A 21,353-nucleotide genomic window follows, 5' to 3' on the forward strand; every position below is an offset into this window, starting at 1 on the left:
GCTCCTCGCTCGGTGACCACGGTGGTTCACGGATCTTCTACGGAGATCAACATCAGGCTGCGTCGTAGGATTGTCAACAACCTACACTCATGCAAGCATGCAATTCGGCGGCTGTCCACGAGTGTGCCGGGCCGGGAGTTCCAAACCACGGGAGTCGAAGTGAGTGCAGTGACCGAACAGCAGACGGACCGCGAGCGGGCCGTCGTCGCGTCCGTGCCCGACGGACTGTTCATCGGCGGCAGCTGGCGCCCGGCGGCCTCGGGCGCGACCTTCGGCGTCGAGGACCCCTCGGTCGCCCGTGAGCTGCGCACCGTCGCCGACGCGGGCGCCGAGGACGCGCGCGCCGCGGCGGAGGCGGCGGGCGCCGCGCAGGAGTCCTGGGCGGCCACCGCGCCGCGCGAGCGCAGCGAGATCCTGCGCCGCGCGTTCGAGTTGATCATGCAGCGCCAGGACGAGCTGGCCCTCCTGATGACACTCGAAATGGGCAAGCCGCTCGCGGAGGCGCGCGGCGAGGTGGCGTACGCCGCCGAATTCTTCCGCTGGTTCGCCGAGGAGGCCGTCCGGATCGAGGGCGGCTACCAGGCCTCCCCCGACGGCAAGGACCGCTTCGTCGTGATGAAGCGCCCGGTCGGCCCGGTCCTGCTGATCACGCCGTGGAACTTCCCGCTCGCCATGGGCACCCGCAAGATCGGTCCGGCGATCGCGGCCGGCTGCACCATGATCATCAAGCCCGCCGAGCAGACGCCGCTGACGATGCTGAAGCTCGCCGAGATCATGACCGAGGCGGGTGTGCCCGCGGGCGTCCTGAACGTGCTCACCACGTCCCGCCCCGGCGAGGTCGTCGAGCCGCTGCTGCGCGGCGGCGTCATCCGCAAGCTGTCGTTCACGGGGTCGACGGCGGTGGGCCGCCTGCTCATCGAGCAGAGCGCCCAGCACGTGCTGCGGGTCTCGCTGGAGCTGGGCGGCAACGCGCCGTTCATCGTGTGCGAGGACGCCGACCTCGACAAGGCCGTCGAGGGCGCGATGGCCGCGAAGATGCGCAACATCGGCGAGGCGTGCACGGCCGCGAACCGGCTGTACGTGCACGAGTCGGTGGCCGCCGAGTTCGCCGAGAAGCTCTCCGCCCGGATGGCCGCGCTCGCGGTCGGCCGCGGCACCGAGGACGGCGTCACGGTCGGCCCGCTGATCGACGAGGACGGCCGCGGCAAGGTCGAGGAGCTGGTCGCCGACGCCGTCGAGCGCGGCGCGAAGGTCCTCACCGGTGGAGAGCGCGCCGAGGGCGAGGGCTACTTCTACACCCCGACCGTCCTCACCGGCGTCTCCCCCGATTCCGCCCTGATGAGCCAGGAGATCTTCGGCCCCGTCGCCCCGATCCTGACCTTCACGGACGAGGACGAGGTCGTGGCCGCGGCCAACGACACCGAGTACGGCCTGGTCTCCTACCTGTTCACGGAGAACCTGGAGCGCGCCTTCCGGCTCTCCGAGCGCCTGGAGACCGGCATGGTCGGCCTCAACAAGGGCGTCGTCTCCAACCCCGCGGCCCCCTTCGGCGGAGTGAAGGCCTCGGGCCTCGGCCGTGAGGGCGGCCGGGTCGGTATCGACGAATTCCTGGAGACGCGCTACCTGGCGATGCCGCTCGGCTGACAGGCGGACGCCAACCGACCTACCGTCCACGTACGTTGATCATCGACCAGACCGGAGCGACTGCATCCATGGACCGTTTCATCGAGGTCTCCCTGCCCAAGCGCGGCGTCACCGCCACCGCGAAGCTGCTCGACGACCGCGCCCCGATCACCTGCGAGGCGATCTGGAACGCCCTGCCGCTGGGCAGCGACGTCTACCACGCGAAGTACGCGCGCAACGAGATCTACACCCTCGTACCGGCCTTCGCCCCGCAGGAGCCCCCGCTGGAGAACCCGACGATCACGCCGATCCCCGGCGACCTGTGCTACTTCACGTTCTCCAACACCCAGATGAGCACGGCCTCCTACGGCTACGAGGCCGCCGCCGAGCAGCAGGGCAGCCAGGCGGCCCACGCGGAGCGCGACATCGTCGTCGACCTCGCCCTGTTCTATGAGCGCAACAACCTCCTCATCAACGGCGACCAGGGCTGGGTGCCCGGCATCGTCTGGGGCACGATCACCGAGGGCCTCGACCGGCTCGCCGAGGCCTGCCAGGACCTGTGGCGGGCAGGGGCCGTTGGGGAGTCGCTCCAGTTCAAGCGCGCGGAGTGAGCCGTTAGGCAGAGCGAAAGGGGCGGGCCGGTCGACCGGCCCGCCCCTCGTGCGTTCCGCCGCACTCAGGCCGGGGACGAACCCGCCCGCGACGGCGGGGTGACCGGCGCGACGGGCGCCGCGTCCACCGCACTGTTCAGCGCGCCCTCGGCGTCGGCGGGCATCCGGCGCTGCACCCGGCCCAGGACGAACAGCACCAGGACCATCACGGCCGGGCAGATCGCGAAGATGCTGAACGCACCCTGCGCCCCGAGGCCGGCGTCGAGGATGACGCCGCCGAGCCAGGGCCCCAGCATGGCGCCGGCCTTGGCGACCGAGGAGGCCCAACCGGCGCCGTTGGCGCGGATCTCCGTCGGGTAGAAGGTACCCGCGATGCTGGTGATGCCGCCGTGCCCGCCGTTGACGAACATCTTCGCGCCGATGACGAAGCCGACGTACACGGCAGGCGCGAGCACGCCGCTGCCGAGGACGAGCATGCAGAGAACGGCGGCCAGCGGCATCCACAGGATCGTGCCCGCGCCCTTCTTGTCGACGAACCGGCTGATGAACAGCTGCCCGACGGCGCCCGCGACGCTGGCGAGCGCGGCGATGGTGGCGGCCGCGCTGACGCTGAAGCCCATCTGCTCGTTGATCATCGGCGTCCAGAAGACGAGGAAGTAGATCAGCGCGGACGACAGCAGGTAGACCAGCCACAACAAGGGCGTGATGGCGGCGAGATGTCCGCGGAAGAGCTGGGCGGGGGTGAACCGCTTCCCCGCGAACGCCTGCCCCGGGGTCTCGGCCGTGAAGCGGGTCCCGGGCGCGAAGGTCAGGCCCGGCTGGAAGCGGCGGAGGATACGTGCGATGCGCTCGTCGCTGCCGGGGCGGGACTTCAGTGCCAGGAACCGCACCGACTCGGGCACAAGGGCCAGCACCCCGGCGAGGGTCAGCAGCGAGCAGACGCCCCCGACGACGAACACCGTGCGCCAGCCGTGGTCCGGGATCAGCCAGTTGGAGACCGGGCCGCCGGCCGCCCCGCCGAGCGTGTAGCCGACCATGATGATCGCGACGGACGTCACCCGGAACCGCTTCGGCGCGAACTCGGCCGCCAGCGCCCAGGTCAGCGGGAGCACACCGCCGAGGAACAGGCCGGAGACGAAGCGCAGCACGAACAGGTGCCCGTACGTGTCCGCGAAGGCGAAGGCGATCATGAAGATGCCGAAGCCCGCGACGGACATCGTGATGGTGGGGCGCCGTCCCATTCGGTCCGCGAGGTAGCCCATGATCAGGGCGCCGATCATGGTGCCGAAGAGACCGACGGTGCCCAGGGTGCCCAGTTGGGTCCCGGTCAGATCGAAGTCCTTGCGGATGTAGGTGGCGGCGAACGACAGGATCTGGAAGTCGAATCCGTCGAGGAACGTGATCACGAAGCAGACCGCGTACATCAGCAGCCAGCGGCGGCTCGCGTGCTGGCGCTCGATGACCGGGGCCAGTTCCACGACGGGTGGTGAGGCGCTCACGGGATCTCTCACGGGGTCTCCTCGGGGGACGGTGGTGCGACGGGGTGGACCGTGACGGTGCCGTGCTCGGCGTCGATGCGGACGCGGTCGCCGGTGCGGATGACGGTGAGGGGATCGCGGTCCAGATCGGTCACGGTGGGGACGCGCGTGACGACGGCGCCGAGCGCCGCCTTGCTGGTCGTCGTCGTGTAGATCATGCCGAGGGGCGCGGTGCCTGCGAGCCGGGTGGCCTGGAAGAAGCCGGACCAGCCTGAGGATCCCTTGGCGCCGGGGAAGACGAGGATCTTCCCGGCGAACGACACTCCGTACAGGGCGTGGCGGCGTTCGATGACGACGCCGCGTGCCGGGTCGATGCCGCCCCAGCCGGAGATCGTCTCAAGCGACACTAGTGCCTCGCCCTCGACGACGCCGGGGACGACGGTCCTGCCGCGCAGCACCAGGCTCGGTTCGGTCATCGCAGCTCTCCCTTCCAGGTGCCGGTGACGGCGGCGTCGACGCAGTCGGCGAGGGTGCCGAACCAGGCCTCGATGCCGAGGATCGCGGGCAGGTAGTGGGCCTGTTTCGCCGAGTCGGTGGCGAAGACGCGGGTGCCGGGCGGCGCCGCACGGGACATCGCGGGGCAGGAGTCGGTGAGGACGCGGGCGCCCGCGCGCTCGATGGTCTCCGTCCAGCCGTTGCGGTCGGCGACGGTGCGCAGGGCGCGCGGCACCATCAGCCACAGCTGGGTGGCGGAGTTCAGCCGCCGCCCGTCCAGGAGCCGGGCGGTGTCGCGGACCTGGTCGAGCGAGGCGTGCGGGCAGCCGAGGAGGACGAAGTCGACGTCGGTGCTGTCGCCCTGGGAGTTGAGGTCCTCGTAGACGGCGCGGCGCTCGCGCTCCCCGTACGGCACGGCCTCGGGCACGGCGCGCCCGCCGAAGGCCGACCGCAGGTCGGGGGCCTCGGGGGTGATGCCGGGGAGGTGGTAGATCTCGACGCCGCCCGAGGAGGCCGCGGCGGCCCCGAAGTGCTTGAGGTCGAGCAGGTCCGGATGGGCCAACTCGCCCGTGACGACCGGGCGTTCCTCTTGGACGAGGCCGCCCGCGAAGTAGCCGAGCATGCCCCAGTCGAGCGGCCCGGCGATCCGGGTGCGGGCGTCGATGTGGTGGGTGCCGTGGCGGTTCTCCGCACGGTGGTTGCCCCAGCAGGGGATGCGGCCGGTGAGCGAGGCGGCGCCGGTGGAGGCGGCGCCCTCGCAGTTGGTGCGGGCTCCGAGCACCGAGTTGGCGTAGACGACCGCGGAGGACTCCATCCAGGCCACGTGCTCACCGCGTACGGGGATGTTGCCGACCTGGTACGGCGTGCAGGTGGCGAGGATACTGACGCCCTTCTTGCTGTAGAAGGCCTCGGCGTCCGTCTGCAACTCGACGAGTTCCTTCGGGTAGGGCACGGTGCCCTGCGCGTCGGGGCCGAAGCCGTGCTGGAGCTGACAGGTGGGCACCTTCATGTCGGGGACGGCGAAGTCCCCGTCGCTGTCGAGATTGAGCACGGCGTACGCCTTGTTCCAGCCGCCCTCCGCGACGAGGCGGGCCTTGGCGGGCGAGGGCTGGGTCATCGTGCCGGCGACATTGCGGACGTCGCACAGTTCCTCGGCGTCCAGGGCGCGGCCGTAGCGGACCAGGAGGTCCATGGCGGCCGCGGCGGCGGGGCCCTCGGCGCCGTCGAGCAGGGCCTTGTCGGAGTCGTTGAGTTTCACGCGGGCGTGGGTCCTTCCTCGAGCGTGACCGCGCCTTGTTGGAGGGGGCGGACCGTGCGGCGGTAGACGGACAGCCAGCCGCGCCCGCCGTCCGCGTAGGCGGTGACGGGGGTACGGGCGGCCAGCTCCTCGTCCGGTACGAGGAGGTCGGCGCGGCGGGCGGTGAGGTCGACGGAGATGGTGTCGCCGTCCCGCACGAGGGCCAACGGCCCGCCCGCGGCGGCCTCCGGAGACACCTCGCCGACGACGATGCCCTTGTTGACGAGGCCGGAGAGCTGCCCGTCGGTGACGACGGCGACCTTGCCGGTGAGCCCGGCACCGTCGAGCGCGAAGACGGGGCGGGAGGCCATGCCCATGCCGGGGGTGCCGGTGGGCCCGAGGCCGCGCAGTACCAGCACCTGCCCGGGTCGCACGTCTCCGGCCTTGAGCCCGTCGAGGGCTTCCTGTGGGGTGTCGTACACCTTGGCGGGGCCGGAGAACGAGGGTGGGCGTTCCTCGTCGACGGCGAGTTTGACGATGCCGGTGGCGGGGGCGAGGGAACCGCGGACCAGGACGATGGTGGGGCGGCGGCCGTGCGGCTTGTCGAGCGGGCGGATCACCTCGGGGTCGGCAGGGTGCCGTCCTTCAAGGGCCTCGCCGAGGGTGTGTCCGCCGACCGTTCGGGCATCGGTGTGCAGAAGCTCGCGCAGTTGCCAGAGCAGTCCGGACGCGCCGCCCGCCGCCTCGAACTCCTCGATGGAGACGGGCCCGTTGGGCCGCACGGCCGCGAGCAGCGGTACCCGGTCGGCAAGGCGTTCGTACAGTCCGTAGACGTCGACGCCGGTGTCCGCCTCCTCGGCGACGGCCTGGAGGTGTTTGACGGAGTTGATGGAGGCGCTCACGGAGAGCATCGCGGTGACCGCGTTCTCGAAGGCCTCCGGGGTGAGCAGGGTGCGCGGCCTGATGTCCTGCCGTACGAGCTCGACGATTCGGCCGCCCGCGGCCCGCACGTCGTCCCACATCTTCGGACTGTTGGCGAGCACGGGCGTGGAGCCCGGCAGGGCCATGCCGAGGGCCTCGCAGGCGATGTGCATGGAGTTGGCGGTGCCCATGCCGGCGCAGACCCCGGGCCCGGCCACCGCGTTCTCGCTCATGCCGGTGAGTTCATCGAGGGTGATGCGGCCCTGGGCGTGGTGTCCCGCGCCGAGGAAGACGTCCTCGATGTCGCAGTGGCGTCCGGCGAAGGTGCCGCAGGGCTGGTAGCCGCAGCCGACGACGACGGTCGGCAGGTCGAGCCTGGCCGCCGCCATCAGCTGGCCGGGGGCGGTCTTGTCGCAGGAGGCGAGGGTGAGCATGCCGTCGAGCTGGGCGCCCTCGACGGCCGCCTCGATGTCGTGGCTGATCAGGTCGCGGGCGGAGAGGATGTAGCCGCCCCGGCCGCCGGCGCTGTGGATGAAGTCGCTGGGGGCGACGGTACGGATCTCGAAGCCGATGCCACCGGCCTCGGCGATGGCCTCCTTGGCGGCCGCGGCGATGTCGTCGAGGTGGCTGTAGCAGGTGGCCAGCTGGGACGAGGAGTTGACGATGGCGATCTTCGGCTTGGCCATGTCCTCGTCGGTGAGCCCGAGCGCCCGCCACTGGGCCCTGCGGACGGCCCACGGGGAGGTACCCACGGTGTAGTTGCTGCGGAGTTCGGTCACGGGAGCGGCTCCTCAGTCGTCGACGTTGGCGGCAAGGCGGGCGCGCAGGGCGGCGAGGTCGATGGCGTGCACGCTGCCGTCGGGTCCCGCGAGGTCCAGGGCGTGCGCGGCGCCCGCGCCCATCGCCGCGCAGGGGCCCATGACGCGGACGCTGGACAGCGCGGCGGCGTCTCCGTCGGCGCAGCGCCCGGCGGCGGCGAGGTTGTCGCAGTCGGGCGAGAGCAGGGAGCGCAGCGGAACGTAGTGGACGTGGTCGGGGCCGAAGGTCTCCCAGACGTATCCGTCGGCGCGGTCGTGGAGTTCGACGGGCCAGGCGGTGCGGGCGACGGCGTCCTCGAAGCGCGTCCCGGAGCGGACCTCGTCGAGGGACAGCTGGTGGACGCCCTTGATCCAGCGGGTCTGGCGCCGCCCGGGGAAGCCGTACGAGCGGACCCTGGCCTCGCCGAACGCCTTGGGGAACTCGGCGCGCAGGAACTCCACGACCCGGTCGGCCTGTTCGCGCCCGTCGAGCTGGGCGGCCGAGGCCTCGACCGGGTCGAGCGGGGCCGGGACGTGGGTCATGTTGAGCACGGCGGTGCCGCGGCCGGGGAAGAAGAACGCGAGGCCGTCGCGGCGGATCAGGCCCCAGTCGGCGGCCTGGCCGTGGACGCGTTCGGCGAGTTCCTCGCGGCCCGGCTTGTGGTCCTCGTCGAGGTGCTCCAGGACGATCTGCTGCGAGCCGTAGATCGTGCGCTCCGGCACCCGGCAGGGCAGCCCGGCCTCCCAGGCGAGGGCCGCGTCGCCGGAGGCGTCGACGATCCCGGGGGCGGTGACCCGTACGGGCCCGTAACGGGTCGCGAACGACGCGGCGTTGATGCGCCGGCCCGCGCGCTCGACACCGGTCAGCGAGGCGCCGAGCACGACGCGGACGCCGAGTTCGCGGATGCGCCGTTCCACCCATCGGCCGAGGGCCACCTCGTCATAGCTGACGGTCATGGTGTGGCTGCGGTTGTGGTGCAGATCCCCGGAGGCACCGAGGTCGGCGAAGATGTCGTCGAAGATGCCGTGGGTGAGCTGCCGGTACTCCGGGCCGTTGCCGTAGACGCCGCAGAACAGGCCGATCAGCGAGTTGACCATCTGTCCGCCGAGCACGGGCAGGCTGTCGACGAGGACGACGTCGCGGCCGAGGCGGGCGCTCTCGACGGCCGCGGAGACACCGGCGACGCCCGCCCCGACCACAAGGACGTCGGCGTCGAGTTCATGGTGCGCGGCGCCCTCGGGCCTGGTCACGGTGTGGACCTTCAGCTCGGTCAGGGCATGGGGCATGGAGGTCTCCCGGTGCGAGGGGGTGCGGGTGTTCGGGCGGGCCGGTGTGCGGCTCCCACCGCTCCTGCGCACCGTAGGGAGCACCACTCGCCGTGGGGAATGCCCAGGTCAATAGAGCGTTCGACTGGCCGCCATCAACGGCGTTTATGGTGCGAGGCCGGCCGCCGCCCGGGCCACGAGGTCGCGCAGCCAGGTGTGTGCCGGGTCCTCGTCGTGACTCGCGTCCCACCACAGGTGTTCGTCCAACGGGTCGAGCACGACCGGGCAGTCGAGGGCGCGAAGACCGTGCGCCGAGGTCAGCGGCGCGGCGAGGCGCTCGGGGACGAGGGCCACACGGCGGGTGCCCGCGACGAAGTCGGGCACGGCGCGGTAGCTCTCCACGCGGACGGCGATCCGCGGCCGGATCCCCAGGGCGGTCAGCTGCCGGGTCGCGGGCGCGGCCGAGGGATAGCCGTCGTCACGGTGGTAGGGCACGACCCACGGCTGCCGCGCCAGGTCCTCGATGCCGAACGACGCGGCCCCGCACAGCGGGTTGGCCGCGTCGACGAGGCAGACCCAGCGGTCGGTGAAGAGCGGGACGGAGGCCACGCCCGGCGTGCGGAAGTGGCCGAGCGGCGGCGAGACCATGCCGTCGACGAGCCGGATGGTCTCTCCGGCGCCGCTGCCGATGGTCTCCCTGACGAGCTGGAGGTGCAGTGCCGCGTGCGGTGCCTCGCGGTCGAAGAGGCGGGACAGCGCGGGGCCGAGGACGCTCGCCGGGTAGTCGGCCATGAGGAGCGTGAACTCCCGCTCCGTGGTGGCCGGGTCGAAGGCCCGCCCTGTGGCGAAGAGCCGTTCGGCCGCCGCGCACACCGCCTCGGTCTGCCCCGCCAGTTGCGCGGCGAGCGGCGACAGCACGTAGCCGCCCTGGACCCGGACGAGCAGCTCGTCCGCGAAATGCCGGCGCAGCCTGGACAGTGTGGCGCTGACGGCGGGCTGGGTGACGCCCAGCTGCCGGGCGGCGCGGGTGACGTTCCGCTCGCGCAGCAGCGCGCGGAGCGTCACGAGCAGGTTGAGGTCGAGGTTGGCGAGGTGCGCGGGGCCGGACGGGCGGTGGCTCATGGGCGCCGTATTGTGCCGCAGTCGGCCCTGCGGATCAGCAGGACTTCCGCCCGGCGGAAGGCTTTTCGGGGCCGGGGCCGCCGGTGGGTCGGTCCGGTGTGCCGGCGCATTACTTTCACGTCACATCCACCGCCTGTGCGGATGCGGTGACGCGCGGTGTACGTAGCCTCCCGTCAACTGTTGCTGATCTTCGGGAGGTTGGTCGACCGTGGCTTTCACACGCCGTGCTTTCGTCAAGCGGAACGGCCTCGTCGCTGCCGGGACCGCGTTCGTGGGGGCGGGCGGCGCGGTCGTGGCCGCGCCGGGTGCGGCGGCCGCGGGGAGGAACGCGGCGGTCACGGTGACCGGGATGACCAACGGCTCCGCCGCGCTCGCGCCGGACGGCCGCACCGTCGTGTTCGACCTGCTCAATACGCTGTGGACGGTGCCGGCCGAGGGCGGTGACGCGAAGCGGCTCACCGGGGGCGCGCTGGAGGCCGTGGAGCCGGACTTCTCGCCCGACGGGCGGCACGTCGTGTTCTCCGCCTACACCGGCGGCACCTTCCAGTTGTGGGTCGTCGGCTCCGACGGTCGAGGGTTGCGTCGACTCACCGACGGTACCGACGACCACCGCGAGCCCCGCTGGTCCCCCGACGGCACGCGGATCGCCTGCGCCGTCGAGACCGGCAGCCGCTACGCCGTGCATGTGCTGTCCGCCGACGGCGGCGAGCGCCGGGTGTGGACCGACGGCGGCGCGCAGGAGGCACAGCCCGCGTGGGCGCCCGACGGCAAGGCCATCGTGTTCACCTCCGGCACGGGCAGCGCGCCGCGGTCGATCGAGCGGGTCGCGTCCGACGGCGCCCGCAAGGTCCTCGCCGAGGTGGACTCCGGCTTCGTCGCGGGCCCCTCCCTCTCCCCCGACGGAAAACGTCTCGCCTACGCGCACCTGACCTCCGCGGGCACCTCGGTGGTCGTGGAAGGCGAGGTGGTGTCGGGCCCGGACGAGGATGTCTTCCCGCTGCCGGTGCGCTGGGTCGGCACGGACGAGCTGTTGTACACGGCGGACGGGAAGATCCGTCGCCGCTCGCTCGGCACGGACGCGGCGAAGGACATCCCGTTCGCGGCTTCGGTGCAGGTGCCGACCGTCGAGGAGCGTCCCGCCCCGAGGGACTTCGACTCCACCGCCGCCCGACCGGTGCGTGGCGTCGTCGGGCCCGAACTCTCCCCGGACGGCGAGCGCGTGGCGTTCGCCGCGCTCGGCGACATCTGGGTGATGCGGCGTGGTGCCCGGCCCGAGGCGGTGGTCTCCGACGGGCGCCACAACACCTCGCCCACCTGGTCGCCCGACGGTGACTCCCTCGTGTACGTCAGCGACCGCTCCGGCACCCAGGAACTGTGGCGGTGCACCCTCGCCGACGGCGCCACCCGTCGCCTGACGGACGTGGGCGGCGCGACCCTGCCCGCGGTCAGCCACGACGGTGCGGCCGTCGCCTTCGTCGCCGACTCCGGCGTGCACACCCTGGACGTGGAGAGCGGCACCGTCCGCAAGGTCGTCGGTCCGCTCAACTCGCCCGGCCGTCCCTCCTTCACCGCGGACGGCAGCCGGGTGTCGGTGGCGGCGCTCGCGCCGGTCACCGCGCGCTTCCGGGAGGGCTACAACCGGGTCCTCACCGTCGAACTGGCCACCGGCGAGGCGCGGTACAGCGACCCGGTGCCCGGTTCCTCACTGGCCAACCGGGAGTACGCGGGCCCGGTGTACTCCCCGGACGGGAAACACCTGGCCTGCGTCGTCGACGGCACCCTGCGCGTGGTGCCGGTGGACGCGGCCGGGCTGCCCGCGGGCAAGGCCCGCACCGTGAACAGCGAGAGCGCCGACTTCCCGTCCTTCAGCGGCGATTCGCGCTCACTGCTGTACCTGTCCGCGGGCCGGCTGCGGATCGCTGACGCGCGCGGTGGCCGCGGCGCCGCGGTGCCGCTGGACCTGACGTGGCGTCCGGCGAGGCCGACCGGGCGCACGGTGGTGCGCGTCGGCGCGCTGTGGGACGGGGCCGGGTCGCGGCTCCGGCACGACGTCGAGATCGTGCTCGACGGCGACCGCATCGCCGCGATCGAGAAGTCCGGCACGACGGCCGTGCGCCCCGGGGACAAGGTCGTGAAGGCGGGCGGGCTGACCGCGATCCCCGGCATGATCGCCGCGCACGAGCACGGGCCGTGGCAGCTCGACGCGACGTCCCGGCTGTGGCTGGCGTTCGGCATCACCTCGCTGCGTTCGCCGGGCAGCGGCCACTACCACTTGGTGGAGGCGAAGGAGGCCGTGGAGTCCGGCCGGCGGGTGGGCCCGCGCGTCTTCACCGCCGGTGAGCTGATCGACGGCTCGCGGGTGTACTACTCCTCCGCCCGGCCCGTGACCGACCGCGAGCAGCTGCGCCGCGAGCTGGACAAGCACGAGGCGCTCGGGCACGACCTGGTCAAGACGTACGTCAGGCTGCCCTCCGCCTTGCAGGAGGAGGCCGTCGCGGGCGCCCACCGGATCGGCCTGCCCGCCACCTCGCACTACCTGTTCGGTCCGCTGGCGCTCGGGGCCGACGGCGTCGAGCACCTGGGCGGCACCAGCCGCTACGGCCGCCGCCAGAAGGAGACCCACCTCGGACACTCCTACGACGACGTCACGGCCCCGCTGATCGCGTCGGGCATGCCGATCACACCGACGCTCGGCCTCTCCGGGCTCGGTCTGTCGAGCGTGCGGGCGGCGCTGTACCGGTTCGCGGGGTGGGCCCTGGACGACGCGCGCCTGAAGGCGCTGCTGCCCTCGGAGTCGTACGACGAGTTCCGTGACGGCGTGCGGGCCGCGCAGAGCGAGGAGCCCACGGCCGAACTCGGGTTCATCGCCCGGCACGGGGAGACCGTGCGGCGCCTCATCGAGAACGGCGCGCACGTCCATGTAGGCACGGACAGTCCCCTGGTGCCCCCGGCGGTCTACTACCACCTCAACGTGCAGGCCATGGTCCGCTACGGGGTCTCCCCCGCCGACGCCCTGCGCTCGGCGACCGCGGAGGGCGCCCGCACGCTCGGGGTGACGGAGCATCTGGGCACGATCGAGCCGGGCAAGTTGGCCGACCTGGTGCTGGTGGAGGGCGATCCGCTGAAGGACGTCACGGCCGCGGCGGCGGTCCGCACGGTGGTCGCCGGGGGCGTGGTGCACGAGGTGTCCGACCTGGTCGAGGGGGACGATTCGGCGACCCCGTCGGCGGCGCCGCGCAGCGCCTCCGCCGAGGACGTGCCGCAGCGCCCGGTCCTCGAACGGTACTGGTGGCACCGGCCGGAGCACGCGGTGCACGGCTGCTGCTGACGCGGCATCAGCAGTCGAAGACCGACCAGCAGATGTCGTTGCGCAGCCGCTGATCGTCCAGGACGAGTGCCCGAATGGCGTCGGGAAGCCGGTCCCGCTGCCGTCGGCACTCGTCCCGGCCCGCCTCCTCGGCCTCGTCCTTGGGCGCCGCCGCTCTGACCGCCTTGATCGCGTAGGCCGCCGCGCCCAGTTCATGAGCGGCGACGTGCGCGACCACGGCGGCCTGCCCCGCCGCGAACGCCGCGTGCCGGGCCGGTCCCGTGAGCACGCGGGCCGCGGCCATCGCGTGACCGCCCGCCGCCCGGGAGTCGGACATCCGGATCTCGCCGCGCGTCCACGCCCGGACCTGCTCGATGGCCCGGCGGGGACGCGGGTCGGCCGGCTCCACCATCTCGAACAGCGGCAGCACGTGCTCCGCGCAGTCGGCCGCCCACAGGGCCAGAAGGTGATGGTCCTCGTCGGTGAGCGTCCCGCCGCGGCGCAGCGTGATGAACCGGGGGTCGCGGATCGTGGGCAGGATCACGGGGCAACCCTACGGCGCGCGGGTGCTTGATCTTCAGCCCACCGGCGCCGTGCCCACCACCCCGGATCCGCGCAGCGCCGCGTGCAGCACCGCCGACGCGCGCAGCACCAGCTCGTCGCCGTGGCGCGCGGCGACCAGTTGCGCGCCCACCGGCAGACCCGCGCCCGTGACGCCGCAGGGCACCGTGGAGGCGGGCTGCTGGGTGAGGTTGAAGGGGTACGTGAACGGGGTCCAGCCGGTCCAGCGCTTGTGGCCGCTGCCGGCCGGCACCTCGACGCCCGCCTCGAACGCGGTGATGGGCACCGCGGGCGTGAGCAGCAGGTCGTACGTCTCGTGGAAGCGCCCCATGCGCACGCCGAGCGCCATGCGCGTGTCGACGGCGCCCAGGTAGTCGAGCGCGCTCTTCGCGGCGCCCTCGCGGCACGCCTCCTGGAGCCCGGCGTCCAGTTGGGCGAACTGCTCGGCGCCCAGGTGCTCGACGACCTTGGCGGCGCCGGAGAACCACAGCGTGTGGTACGCCTCCACGGGGTCGCTGAAGCCGGGGTCGGCCTCCTCGACGTCCGCTCCGAGGTCGGCCAGGAGCCGGGCGACGGCGGCGACGCGCTCGGCGACCTGTGGGTCCACGGGGGCGCCCGCGAGGGTCGGGGCGTAGGCGATGCGCAGTCCGCGCAGGGAGCCGTCGGCGAGGGCCTCGGTGACGGCGGCGCGGTAGCTGTGGCGCGGCGCCTCCAGGGCCGACCAGTCGCGGCTGTCGAAGCCGGTCACGGCGTCCATCAGGAGGGCCGCGTCCTCGACGGTGCGGGTCATGGGGCCCGCGTGGGCGAGCGTGCCGAAGGGGCTGGCCGGGTAGAGCGGGATCCGCCCGTACGTGGGCTTCATGCCGAAGATGCCGCAGAACGCGGCGGGGATCCGCACGGAGCCGCCGCCGTCGGTGCCGATGGACAGTGGGGCCATGCCGGCCGCGACGGCGGACGCGCTGCCCCCCGACGAGCCGCCCGCGGTGGTCGAGGGGTCCCACGGGTTGCGGGTGACGCCGGTCAGCGGATTGTCGGTGACGCCCTTCCAGCCGAACTCCGGCGTCGTCGTCTTGCCGACGAACACGGCGCCGTGCTCCCGCATCCGGGCGACGCACGGCGCGTCCTCGTCCCAGTCGCGGTCGGCCGGGATGGTCAGCGAGCCGCGCAGCGTGGGGTGGCCCTTGGTGAGCATCAGGTCCTTGATGGACGTCGGCACGCCGTCGAGGAGGCCGAGTGCCTCTCCGCGTCGGCGGCGCTCCTCGCTCGCCCTCGCCTGTGCGATCGCCTCGTCGCGGTCGACCAGGCAGAACGCGTTGAGCCTGGGGTCGACGGACTCGATGCGGTCGAGCACGGAGACCGTGGCCTCGACCGGGGACAGGTCGCCGCTCTCGTAGGCTGCAAGGAGTTCGGTGGCGGTCAGCGCGTAGGGCTCCTGGGGAGCCGGCGTGCTCGCTCCGGCCGTGGCGGTCGCGTCGGTGGTGCTGGTCATCGGGAGGCCTCCTCTGCTGCGGCCCGCGGGGCGTCCGTGACCGGTACGTAACCCAGTTCCTTGTCCACGACGTTGCGCAACGGCCGGCCGGCGCGCCACCGCGCGAAGTTGTCGGCGAAGACCTCGGCGAGGTCGTCGAGCCAGGTGTCGGTGTCGGCCGACATGTGCGGGGAGACCAGCAGGTTCGGGGCGTCCCAGAGCGGGTTGTCCGCGGGCAGCGGCTCCTCGCGGAACACGTCGAGAGCCGCGCCACCCAGTTGGCCCTCCTCCAGGGCGGCGAGGAGGTCCTTCTCGACGACCATCGGGCCGCGCCCCACGTTGACGAAGCGGGCGCCGCGCTTCATGCGGGCGAAGGTGGCCTCGTCGAACAGGTCCTGCGTCTGCTCGGTCAGCGGCGCCGCACAGACCACCCAGTCGGCGCGGGCGAGCAGGCCGTCGAGCTCGTCGAACGCGTGCACAGTGCCGACCTCGGGGTCGCCCTCCCTGCGGGTGCGCCCGACCAGCTCGGTGTCGATGCCGAGCGCGCGCAGGGTGCGCACGACGGCGCGGCCGATGGGCCCGCCGCCGAGCACGACCGCACGGGTTCCCCAGACGCGCTGGGTGACGCGGTGCCGCCAGACGTGGTCGCGCTGGCGGTCGTAGGTGCCGGCGAAGTCCTTCGCGAGGGCGATGAGCTGGCCCGCGACGTACTCGGCGATGGGCTGTTCGAAGACGCCGCGCGAGTTCGTCAGGATCGCGTCGGAGTCGCGCAGGGCGGGGAACATCAGCCGGTCGACTCCGGCGCTCGCGGTGTGCACCCAGCGCGGCCCGCCCCGTTCGGGCCAGGCCCCGGGCAACGCCTCGGTGCCGAACTCCCACACCAACAGCGCGTCGGCGTGCGGCAGTTCGGCGGCGAGCCGGTCCTCGGGGATGCAGACGAGCTCGGCGTGGGCGGCCACTTCCTCCAGGCCGTTCGGCCGGTGATCGGCGAGCACCAGGACGCGGGATTTCTCGGTCTTCGGCACGGCGGTCCTTCGGGTCGCGCGACGGATCGTGCGACGGTTGGAGCGGACGGTATGCGAGGTGCGGGTCGAGGGTTGACCATGGAGGGACGAAGGCCCCGCGAGGGCTGGGGAAGGGCCATCCCCTGGGCTGATTTCCCCGGCTCTTTACCGAGGCTTTCACCACAGCGAACGAGCCGCCCCGCGTAGGGGATTGACACGCTAAGCAGCCGATCTTTACGTTGTCAACAATCTACAGGCGAACCGCGGGCCTACTCTGCTACCCAAGGGCCGCTCGGCGAAACAACTCCCCTCCGCACCACCTGTCATCACACGTCCACCTCAGGCGTACGGACCGCGGCTCGTACGCGTGCAGCCACGAAGGGGCACTGCATTGGACATCACGACCTTCGGCGGACCCGTCCCGCAGCTCGGCATCGGCGTAGTCGCCCCGTTCGACTTCGCGCTCGATCGCGAGCTGTGGCGGTGGACCCCCGAGGAGATCTCCCTCCACCTGACCCGCACCCCGTACGTTCCCGTGGAGGTCAGCGTGGACATGGCTCGCTTGATCAGCGAGCACGAGACCCTGCACAACGCCGTCATGGCGCTCGACGCGGTACGCCCCGCGTCCTACGCGTACGCCTGCACATCCGGCAGCTTCGTCGGCGGCACCGCGCACGAACGCGCGATGTGCGTGTCCATGAGCGGGGCGGGCGGCGGCGCGCCCTCCGTGACCACCTCCGGGGCCGTACTGGAGGCCCTCGGCGAGCTGGGCGCGCGCCGGGTCAGCGTCATCACGCCGTACACGGCGTCCCTGACGGACTCGCTCGCCGACTTCCTGGGCGAGGCGGACGTGGACGTGGTCGGGCGCCAGTACATGGGCCTGACCGGGGAGATCTGGAAGGTCGGCTATCGCAACGTGGTGGAACTGGCCCGCTCGGCGGACCTGACGCACGCGGACTGCCTCTTCATCAGCTGCACCAACCTGGCGACGTACGACGTGATCCCGCAGTTGGAGGCGGAGCTCAGGATCCCGGTGATCTCCGCGAACCAGGTCACGATGTGGGCCGCACTGCGGCGCGCGGGCGCCCGCGCGGCGGGCGACTACCAGTCGCTGATCGACCCGGCGGCCCGTGCGGCGCTCTCGCCCTACCAGGGGCGGGGCATCGCTCCGCCGCCGCCCGCCGCCGCGGCGGCCGTCGTGCGGGAGGCCGCCGACTGGGAGCAGATCGCCGCCCCCGAGACGACCGCGGCCGCTCCCCCGGACGAGCCGGCCGCGGACCTCGACCTCGGCTGAGCAGGCCCTGAGCAGCGCCACACCGTGGCGCTGCCGCTCTTCACACTGTCAACAATCTACATTTGACCGGATCGCCGGTACACTGCCTGCACGAAAGGACGTCACACGTATGAGCGAGATGACCACCCGAGTCGGGTTCCTGTACCCCGGTTACTCCGCGGAGGACGACTACCCGCGCCTCGAGCGGATGATCGGCGGCGGCGCCCGGCTCACGCTCGTCCACACGGACATCGGCGTGGACGCGCACCGGGTGGACGACCTCCTGGAGATGGGTTCCACGCACCGTCTCAAGGCGGCGCTCGGCGAGCTGCTCGCCCAGCCGCAGGACGTGGTCATCTGGGCGTGCACCAGCGCCAGCTTCATCTTCGGCCCCGAGGGCGCCCGCAAGCAGGTCGCGGAACTCGCCGAGGCGGCCGGCCTTCCGGCCGAGCGGGCCTCCTCGACGTCCTTCGCGTTCGCGCACGCCGTCCAGGCGCTCGGGGTGCGCCGCCTGGCGATCGCCGCGACGTACCCGGACGACGTGGCGGGCTACTTCGTCCGGTTCCTGGAGCACCATGGCTCCGAGGTCGTCTCGGTGTCGGGGCAGGGCATCATCACCGCCGCCGAGGTCGGCACGCTGGGCCGCGAGCAGGTCATCGCGCTGGCGCGGGAGAACGACCACCCGGACGCCGAGGCGATCCTGCTGCCGGACACGGCGCTGCACAGCGCCGCCTGGCTCGACGACCTGGAGGAGGCCGTCGGCAAGCCCGTCCTGACGGCCAACCAGGTCACCGCCTGGGAGGGCCTGCGGCTCGCGGGCGACGAGATGCCCCGCGAGGGCCTCGGCTCGCTGTTCCGGCTCTCCCGTACCCCCCATTCCCCGACACCCGCGAGCGCCTGAAGCGGCGGCCGCGCCGATCAGAGGACCGAACTGAATATGGCCACTGCGAAGACACTGCGACCGGTCAAGCGTGAACCCGCGGCGACGGTCATCGCCGCCCAGCTCACCGAAGCGATCATGGACGGCACCCTGGCGCCCGGCACCCAGCTGGGCGAGGCCGAGCTGGCGGGCCAGCTCGGCGTGAGCCGGGGCCCGCTGCGCGAGGCGCTGCAACGCCTCGTGCAGCAGGGCATCGCCGTCAGCGCACCGCATCGCGGCGTCTTCGTGACCCGCCTCGACGAGGACGACGTGCGCGACATCTATCTGGCGCGCACGGCCATGGAGTCCGCGGCCTGCCGCCTTGTGCTCCAGCAGGACCCGCAGTCGACGGCGGACCATCTGGAGAAGGCGCACCGCCGGATGGAGTCGGCGGCGCGGCGTGGCAACGACGCGGCGCTGAGCGCCGCCGACATGGACTTCCACCAGGTCCTCGTCGCGGAGTCCGGCAGCCCGCGCCTCCAGCGCATCGCGCAGACCCTGTTCGTGGAGACGCGGATGTGCCTGTCGGTCCTCACCGACGACCACCCCGACCCGGACGCGCTGGTCGAGGAGCACGCGGAGCTGATCGAGGCGATGCGCGCCGAGGACGAGGAGCGCCTCCTCACGCTCCTCGACGCGCACATGCAGGACGCCGTCAACCGGCTCACCGGCGGGGCCGTGCAGGCGGCGGCGGAACCGGACGCGGTGGCGGGCTGACCGCGGCACCGCATACGAGGAGGGCCCCGGCGACGTATCGCCGGGGCCCTCCTCGTGTGCGCATACCCGGCCGCCTGTCGGAAATCCGTGAATCCGGGCACCCCCGCATCGGTTTTCCGGGGTTCGGCGACGCTGGCTGGCCTCGATGCCGCCCGAGGACGGAAGGTGCACCAGGTCGGAAAGTCGAGCGCGGCGCACGGCGCCGCAGGAGAGGGTCTTCGTGAACGTGGCGACAACGGCGAACGGAACACAGGAGCGGCGGGCCGTCACCCTCGTCATGGCCTGTGTCGGGGTGTTCGTCGCCTATCTGCCGGTGACCTCCGTGTCGGTGAGTCTCCCGGCGATCCAGCGCGCCCTGGGCGCGTCGACGTCCGAGCTGTCCTGGGTGTCCGACGCGTTCGTCCTGCCGATGGCGGCGCTCATCCTGACGGCGGGCGTGTTCGGCGATGTGCACGGGCGCAAGAAGGTGTTCCAGGCGGGCCTGGGGTTCACCGCCGTCGGCGCCGCGACGGCGCTGTGCGCGCAGTCGGTCGAGGTGGTGTGGGCCGGTCAGGCGCTGGCCGGGATCGGTGCGGCGGCCCTGCTGCCGACGACACTGGCGATGATCAGCCAAGCGGTGCCCGATCCGCGTGAACGCGGCAAGTTCGTCGGCCTGTGGGCGTCGTCCCTGATGGCCGCGCTGGCGGTCGGCCCGCTGATCTCGGGCGTGATCCTGGCCCACCAGGAGTGGCGCTGGATCTATCTGCCGTCCATACCCGTGGCCCTGCTCGCCATGGCGGTCGCCGCCCGCCTCGTGACGGAGTCCCGCTCCCCGCATGCCCGGGCGCTCGACTGGCCCGGTCAGATCACCGCGACGGTCGCCATCACGGCGCTCGTGTACGGGGTGATCGAGGGCGGCGCCGGATCCTTCACGGACACCCGCGTGCTGGTGGCGCTCGGGCTCGCCGTGGTCGGCCTGGTCGCCTTCGTCGTCTTCGAGCGGCGCAGCGCCAGTCCGATGCTCGACCTGAAGCTCTTCCGCAGCGCGGGATTCAGCGCGACGAGCCTGATCGCGATGATCACCTTCATGGGCCTCATCGGCTTCTTCTTCGTGCTGAGCCTCTACTTCGGGATGGTGCAGCAGCTCGACACCCTCGACGCCGGGTACCGGCTGCTGATGGTGACCGGGGTGTGCTTCTTCGTCGGCCCGGTGGCCGGGCGTGTGATGCACCGGATCTCGCCGCGCGTGCTGATCACCGTCGGTCTGCTGTGCGCGGCGGGTGCGCTGTTCTCGCTGACGTCGCTGACCGCCGACACCTCGTTCGGGCCGATGGCCTGGCGTCTCGCCCTGCTCGGTCTTGGCATGGGTCTCGTCGTCACCCCGATGACGGCGACCGCCGTGTCCTCCGTGCCGCACCACCTGGCGGGCATGGCCGCCGCGGGCAACAACGCGCTGCGGCAGGTGGGCGGCGCGCTCGGTCCCGCGATCCTCGGCGCGCTCCTCACGTCGAAGTCCACGGGGTCGCTGGGCGATCACCTGGCCGATGCCGGGGTCACCGGCTCCGCGGCGGAGCGGATCGTCGGTGCGGCCGAGGCGCAGGGGCTCGGGGCGGTCGCCCAGCTGGACCTCGGGGCGCAGCGGGGGCGGGCGCTCGGCGCGCTCTCCGCGTCGTTCCTCGACGGAATGCAGCTGTGCCTGATCGTGGCCGGTTCGCTGGCCGTGCTCGCGGCGCTGGTCGGCGCGGTGCTGCTGCGGCGTCCGAAGCCGGCGGCGCCCGCGCCCGAGCCGGTCGAAGCGGTGGACACCGCCGAGCCCGCCCTGTCCGGCACCGTGCGCGACGCGTCGGGAGCGGGCCTCGCGGGAGCCGTGCTCACCCTCATCTCGCCCACCGGCAGGCAGCTCGCGCGCGCCGTCGCCGGGGCGGACGGGGCCTACCGCGTGACCGTTCTCGGTCCCGGCGCCCACGTGCTGATCACGACGGCGGACGGCCACCACCCGCACGCGTCGAACCTCGTGCTCACCGACCGCCCGGCCGAGCACGACATCCTGCTCTCCGGCGCGGGCAGCATGACCGGCAAGGTCGTCGGCGCCGACGACGGACTCCCCGTCGCCCACGCCGTCGTCACGGTGACGGACGCCCGCGGCGACGTCCTGGCGACCGGCATCACCGACGCCGCGGGGAGCTACGTCTTCGGGGACATCGCCGAGGGCGAGATCACGATCGCCGTGACCGCCGAAGGCTTCCGGCCCACCGCCGTCGCGGCGCAGGCGGCCAAGTCCGCCACCGTCCAGCCGGACATCGAGCTGCGGCAGGGCGTCCGTCTCCAGGGCCGGATCCGTACGAGGGCGGAGCTGCGGCCGCTGTCCGACGCGCGCGTGACACTGCTCGACGCGGCCGGGAACGTGGTGGGCACCTCGACCACCGGCTCGGACGGCACGTACGCCTTCGGTGACCTCGACGCGGGCGAGTACGCGCTGGTCGCCACCGGATACCCGGCCTCGACCCGGACGGTGTCCGTGAACGGCCGCGCCGTGGAGGCCCTCGACCTGGACCTCGCGCACCCGCACGGCTGA

The 21,353-nt window shown here is 72.6% G+C and carries 16 protein-coding genes; 7 read left to right on the forward strand and 9 right to left on the reverse strand.

Annotated features, from left to right (window positions below; translation table 11 throughout):
* Positions 1-159: 159 nt before the first annotated feature.
* Positions 160-1,644, forward strand: a complete 1,485-nt coding sequence (locus ACNYS0_RS00295; protein ID WP_422470558.1) for an NAD-dependent succinate-semialdehyde dehydrogenase — start codon at positions 160-162, stop codon at positions 1,642-1,644.
* 68 nt (positions 1,645-1,712) lie between these two features.
* Entirely contained in the window at positions 1,713-2,234 is a 522-nt protein-coding gene (locus tag ACNYS0_RS00300; RefSeq protein WP_422470559.1) for a DUF3830 family protein, read from the forward strand.
* Between the two features lie 65 nt (positions 2,235-2,299).
* Here ACNYS0_RS00300 and ACNYS0_RS00305 read toward each other — a convergent pair whose 3' ends face one another.
* From ACNYS0_RS00305 to ACNYS0_RS00330, 6 genes are all read right to left on the reverse strand, one after another.
* On the reverse strand, positions 2,300-3,745 hold the full coding sequence (locus ACNYS0_RS00305; RefSeq protein WP_422470560.1) for an MFS transporter: 1,446 nt from the start codon (positions 3,743-3,745) through the stop codon (positions 2,300-2,302).
* The gene (locus tag ACNYS0_RS00310) at positions 3,742-4,188 is read right to left on the reverse strand and encodes an aconitase X swivel domain-containing protein (RefSeq protein WP_422470561.1); all 447 of its coding nucleotides are present in this window, start codon (positions 4,186-4,188) and stop codon (positions 3,742-3,744) included. Before ACNYS0_RS00310 ends, ACNYS0_RS00305 begins: the two co-directional genes overlap by 4 nt.
* Positions 4,185-5,465 (reverse strand): aconitase X, encoded by a 1,281-nt coding sequence (locus ACNYS0_RS00315; protein ID WP_422470562.1) that lies wholly within the window; start codon positions 5,463-5,465, stop codon positions 4,185-4,187. The genes ACNYS0_RS00310 and ACNYS0_RS00315 overlap by 4 nt, the downstream gene beginning before the upstream one ends.
* Positions 5,462-7,144: a dihydroxy-acid dehydratase gene (gene ilvD / locus ACNYS0_RS00320; protein WP_422470563.1), complete on the reverse strand. Its 1,683-nt coding sequence runs from the start codon at positions 7,142-7,144 to the stop codon at positions 5,462-5,464. Before ilvD ends, ACNYS0_RS00315 begins: the two co-directional genes overlap by 4 nt.
* Before the next feature lie 12 nt (positions 7,145-7,156).
* Positions 7,157-8,449: an FAD-dependent oxidoreductase gene (locus tag ACNYS0_RS00325; RefSeq protein WP_422470564.1), complete on the reverse strand. Its 1,293-nt coding sequence runs from the start codon at positions 8,447-8,449 to the stop codon at positions 7,157-7,159.
* A gap of 144 nt (positions 8,450-8,593) precedes the next feature.
* Positions 8,594-9,550 (reverse strand): LysR family transcriptional regulator, encoded by a 957-nt coding sequence (locus ACNYS0_RS00330; RefSeq protein ID WP_422470565.1) that lies wholly within the window; start codon positions 9,548-9,550, stop codon positions 8,594-8,596.
* A 208-nt stretch (positions 9,551-9,758) separates the two neighbouring features.
* Between ACNYS0_RS00330 and ACNYS0_RS00335 the strand changes: the two genes are divergently transcribed.
* On the forward strand, positions 9,759-12,878 hold the full coding sequence (locus tag ACNYS0_RS00335; protein ID WP_422470566.1) for an amidohydrolase family protein: 3,120 nt from the start codon (positions 9,759-9,761) through the stop codon (positions 12,876-12,878).
* 7 nt (positions 12,879-12,885) lie between these two features.
* Here ACNYS0_RS00335 and ACNYS0_RS00340 read toward each other — a convergent pair whose 3' ends face one another.
* Genes ACNYS0_RS00340 through ACNYS0_RS00350 form a run of 3 tightly spaced genes read right to left on the reverse strand, consistent with a single transcriptional unit; the run spans position 12,886 to position 15,911 of the window.
* Positions 12,886-13,401, reverse strand: a complete 516-nt coding sequence (locus ACNYS0_RS00340; RefSeq protein ID WP_422470567.1) for a putative immunity protein — start codon at positions 13,399-13,401, stop codon at positions 12,886-12,888.
* Between the two features lie 33 nt (positions 13,402-13,434).
* Complete coding sequence (locus ACNYS0_RS00345; protein WP_422470568.1) at positions 13,435-14,907, reverse strand: amidase; 1,473 nt, start codon at positions 14,905-14,907, stop codon at positions 13,435-13,437.
* Positions 14,904-15,911, reverse strand: a complete 1,008-nt coding sequence (locus tag ACNYS0_RS00350; protein ID WP_422470569.1) for a D-2-hydroxyacid dehydrogenase — start codon at positions 15,909-15,911, stop codon at positions 14,904-14,906. Before ACNYS0_RS00350 ends, ACNYS0_RS00345 begins: the two co-directional genes overlap by 4 nt.
* Positions 15,912-16,281: 370 nt before the next feature.
* Here ACNYS0_RS00350 and ACNYS0_RS00355 point away from each other — a divergent pair, with 370 nt between their 5' ends.
* The 4 genes from ACNYS0_RS00355 to ACNYS0_RS00370 all read left to right on the forward strand — a co-directional run bounded on the left by ACNYS0_RS00355 (position 16,282) and on the right by ACNYS0_RS00370 (position 21,353).
* A complete protein-coding gene (locus ACNYS0_RS00355) occupies positions 16,282-17,184 on the forward strand; it encodes a maleate cis-trans isomerase family protein (RefSeq protein WP_422470570.1) in 903 nt (300 codons plus the stop codon).
* Between the two features lie 118 nt (positions 17,185-17,302).
* The gene (locus tag ACNYS0_RS00360; RefSeq protein ID WP_422482388.1) at positions 17,303-18,064 is read left to right on the forward strand and encodes a maleate cis-trans isomerase family protein; all 762 of its coding nucleotides are present in this window, start codon (positions 17,303-17,305) and stop codon (positions 18,062-18,064) included.
* Positions 18,065-18,100: 36 nt separating this feature from the next.
* Positions 18,101-18,799 (forward strand): GntR family transcriptional regulator, encoded by a 699-nt coding sequence (locus tag ACNYS0_RS00365; protein WP_422470571.1) that lies wholly within the window; start codon positions 18,101-18,103, stop codon positions 18,797-18,799.
* A gap of 220 nt (positions 18,800-19,019) precedes the next feature.
* Positions 19,020-21,353 carry a DHA2 family efflux MFS transporter permease subunit gene (locus ACNYS0_RS00370; RefSeq protein WP_422470572.1) on the forward strand — a complete coding sequence of 778 codons (2,334 nt, stop codon included), beginning with the start codon at positions 19,020-19,022 and terminating at the stop codon, positions 21,351-21,353.

This window comes from Streptomyces anthophorae, from assembly GCF_049310305.1.
In the GTDB taxonomy this organism is placed as follows: domain Bacteria; phylum Actinomycetota; class Actinomycetes; order Streptomycetales; family Streptomycetaceae; genus Streptomyces.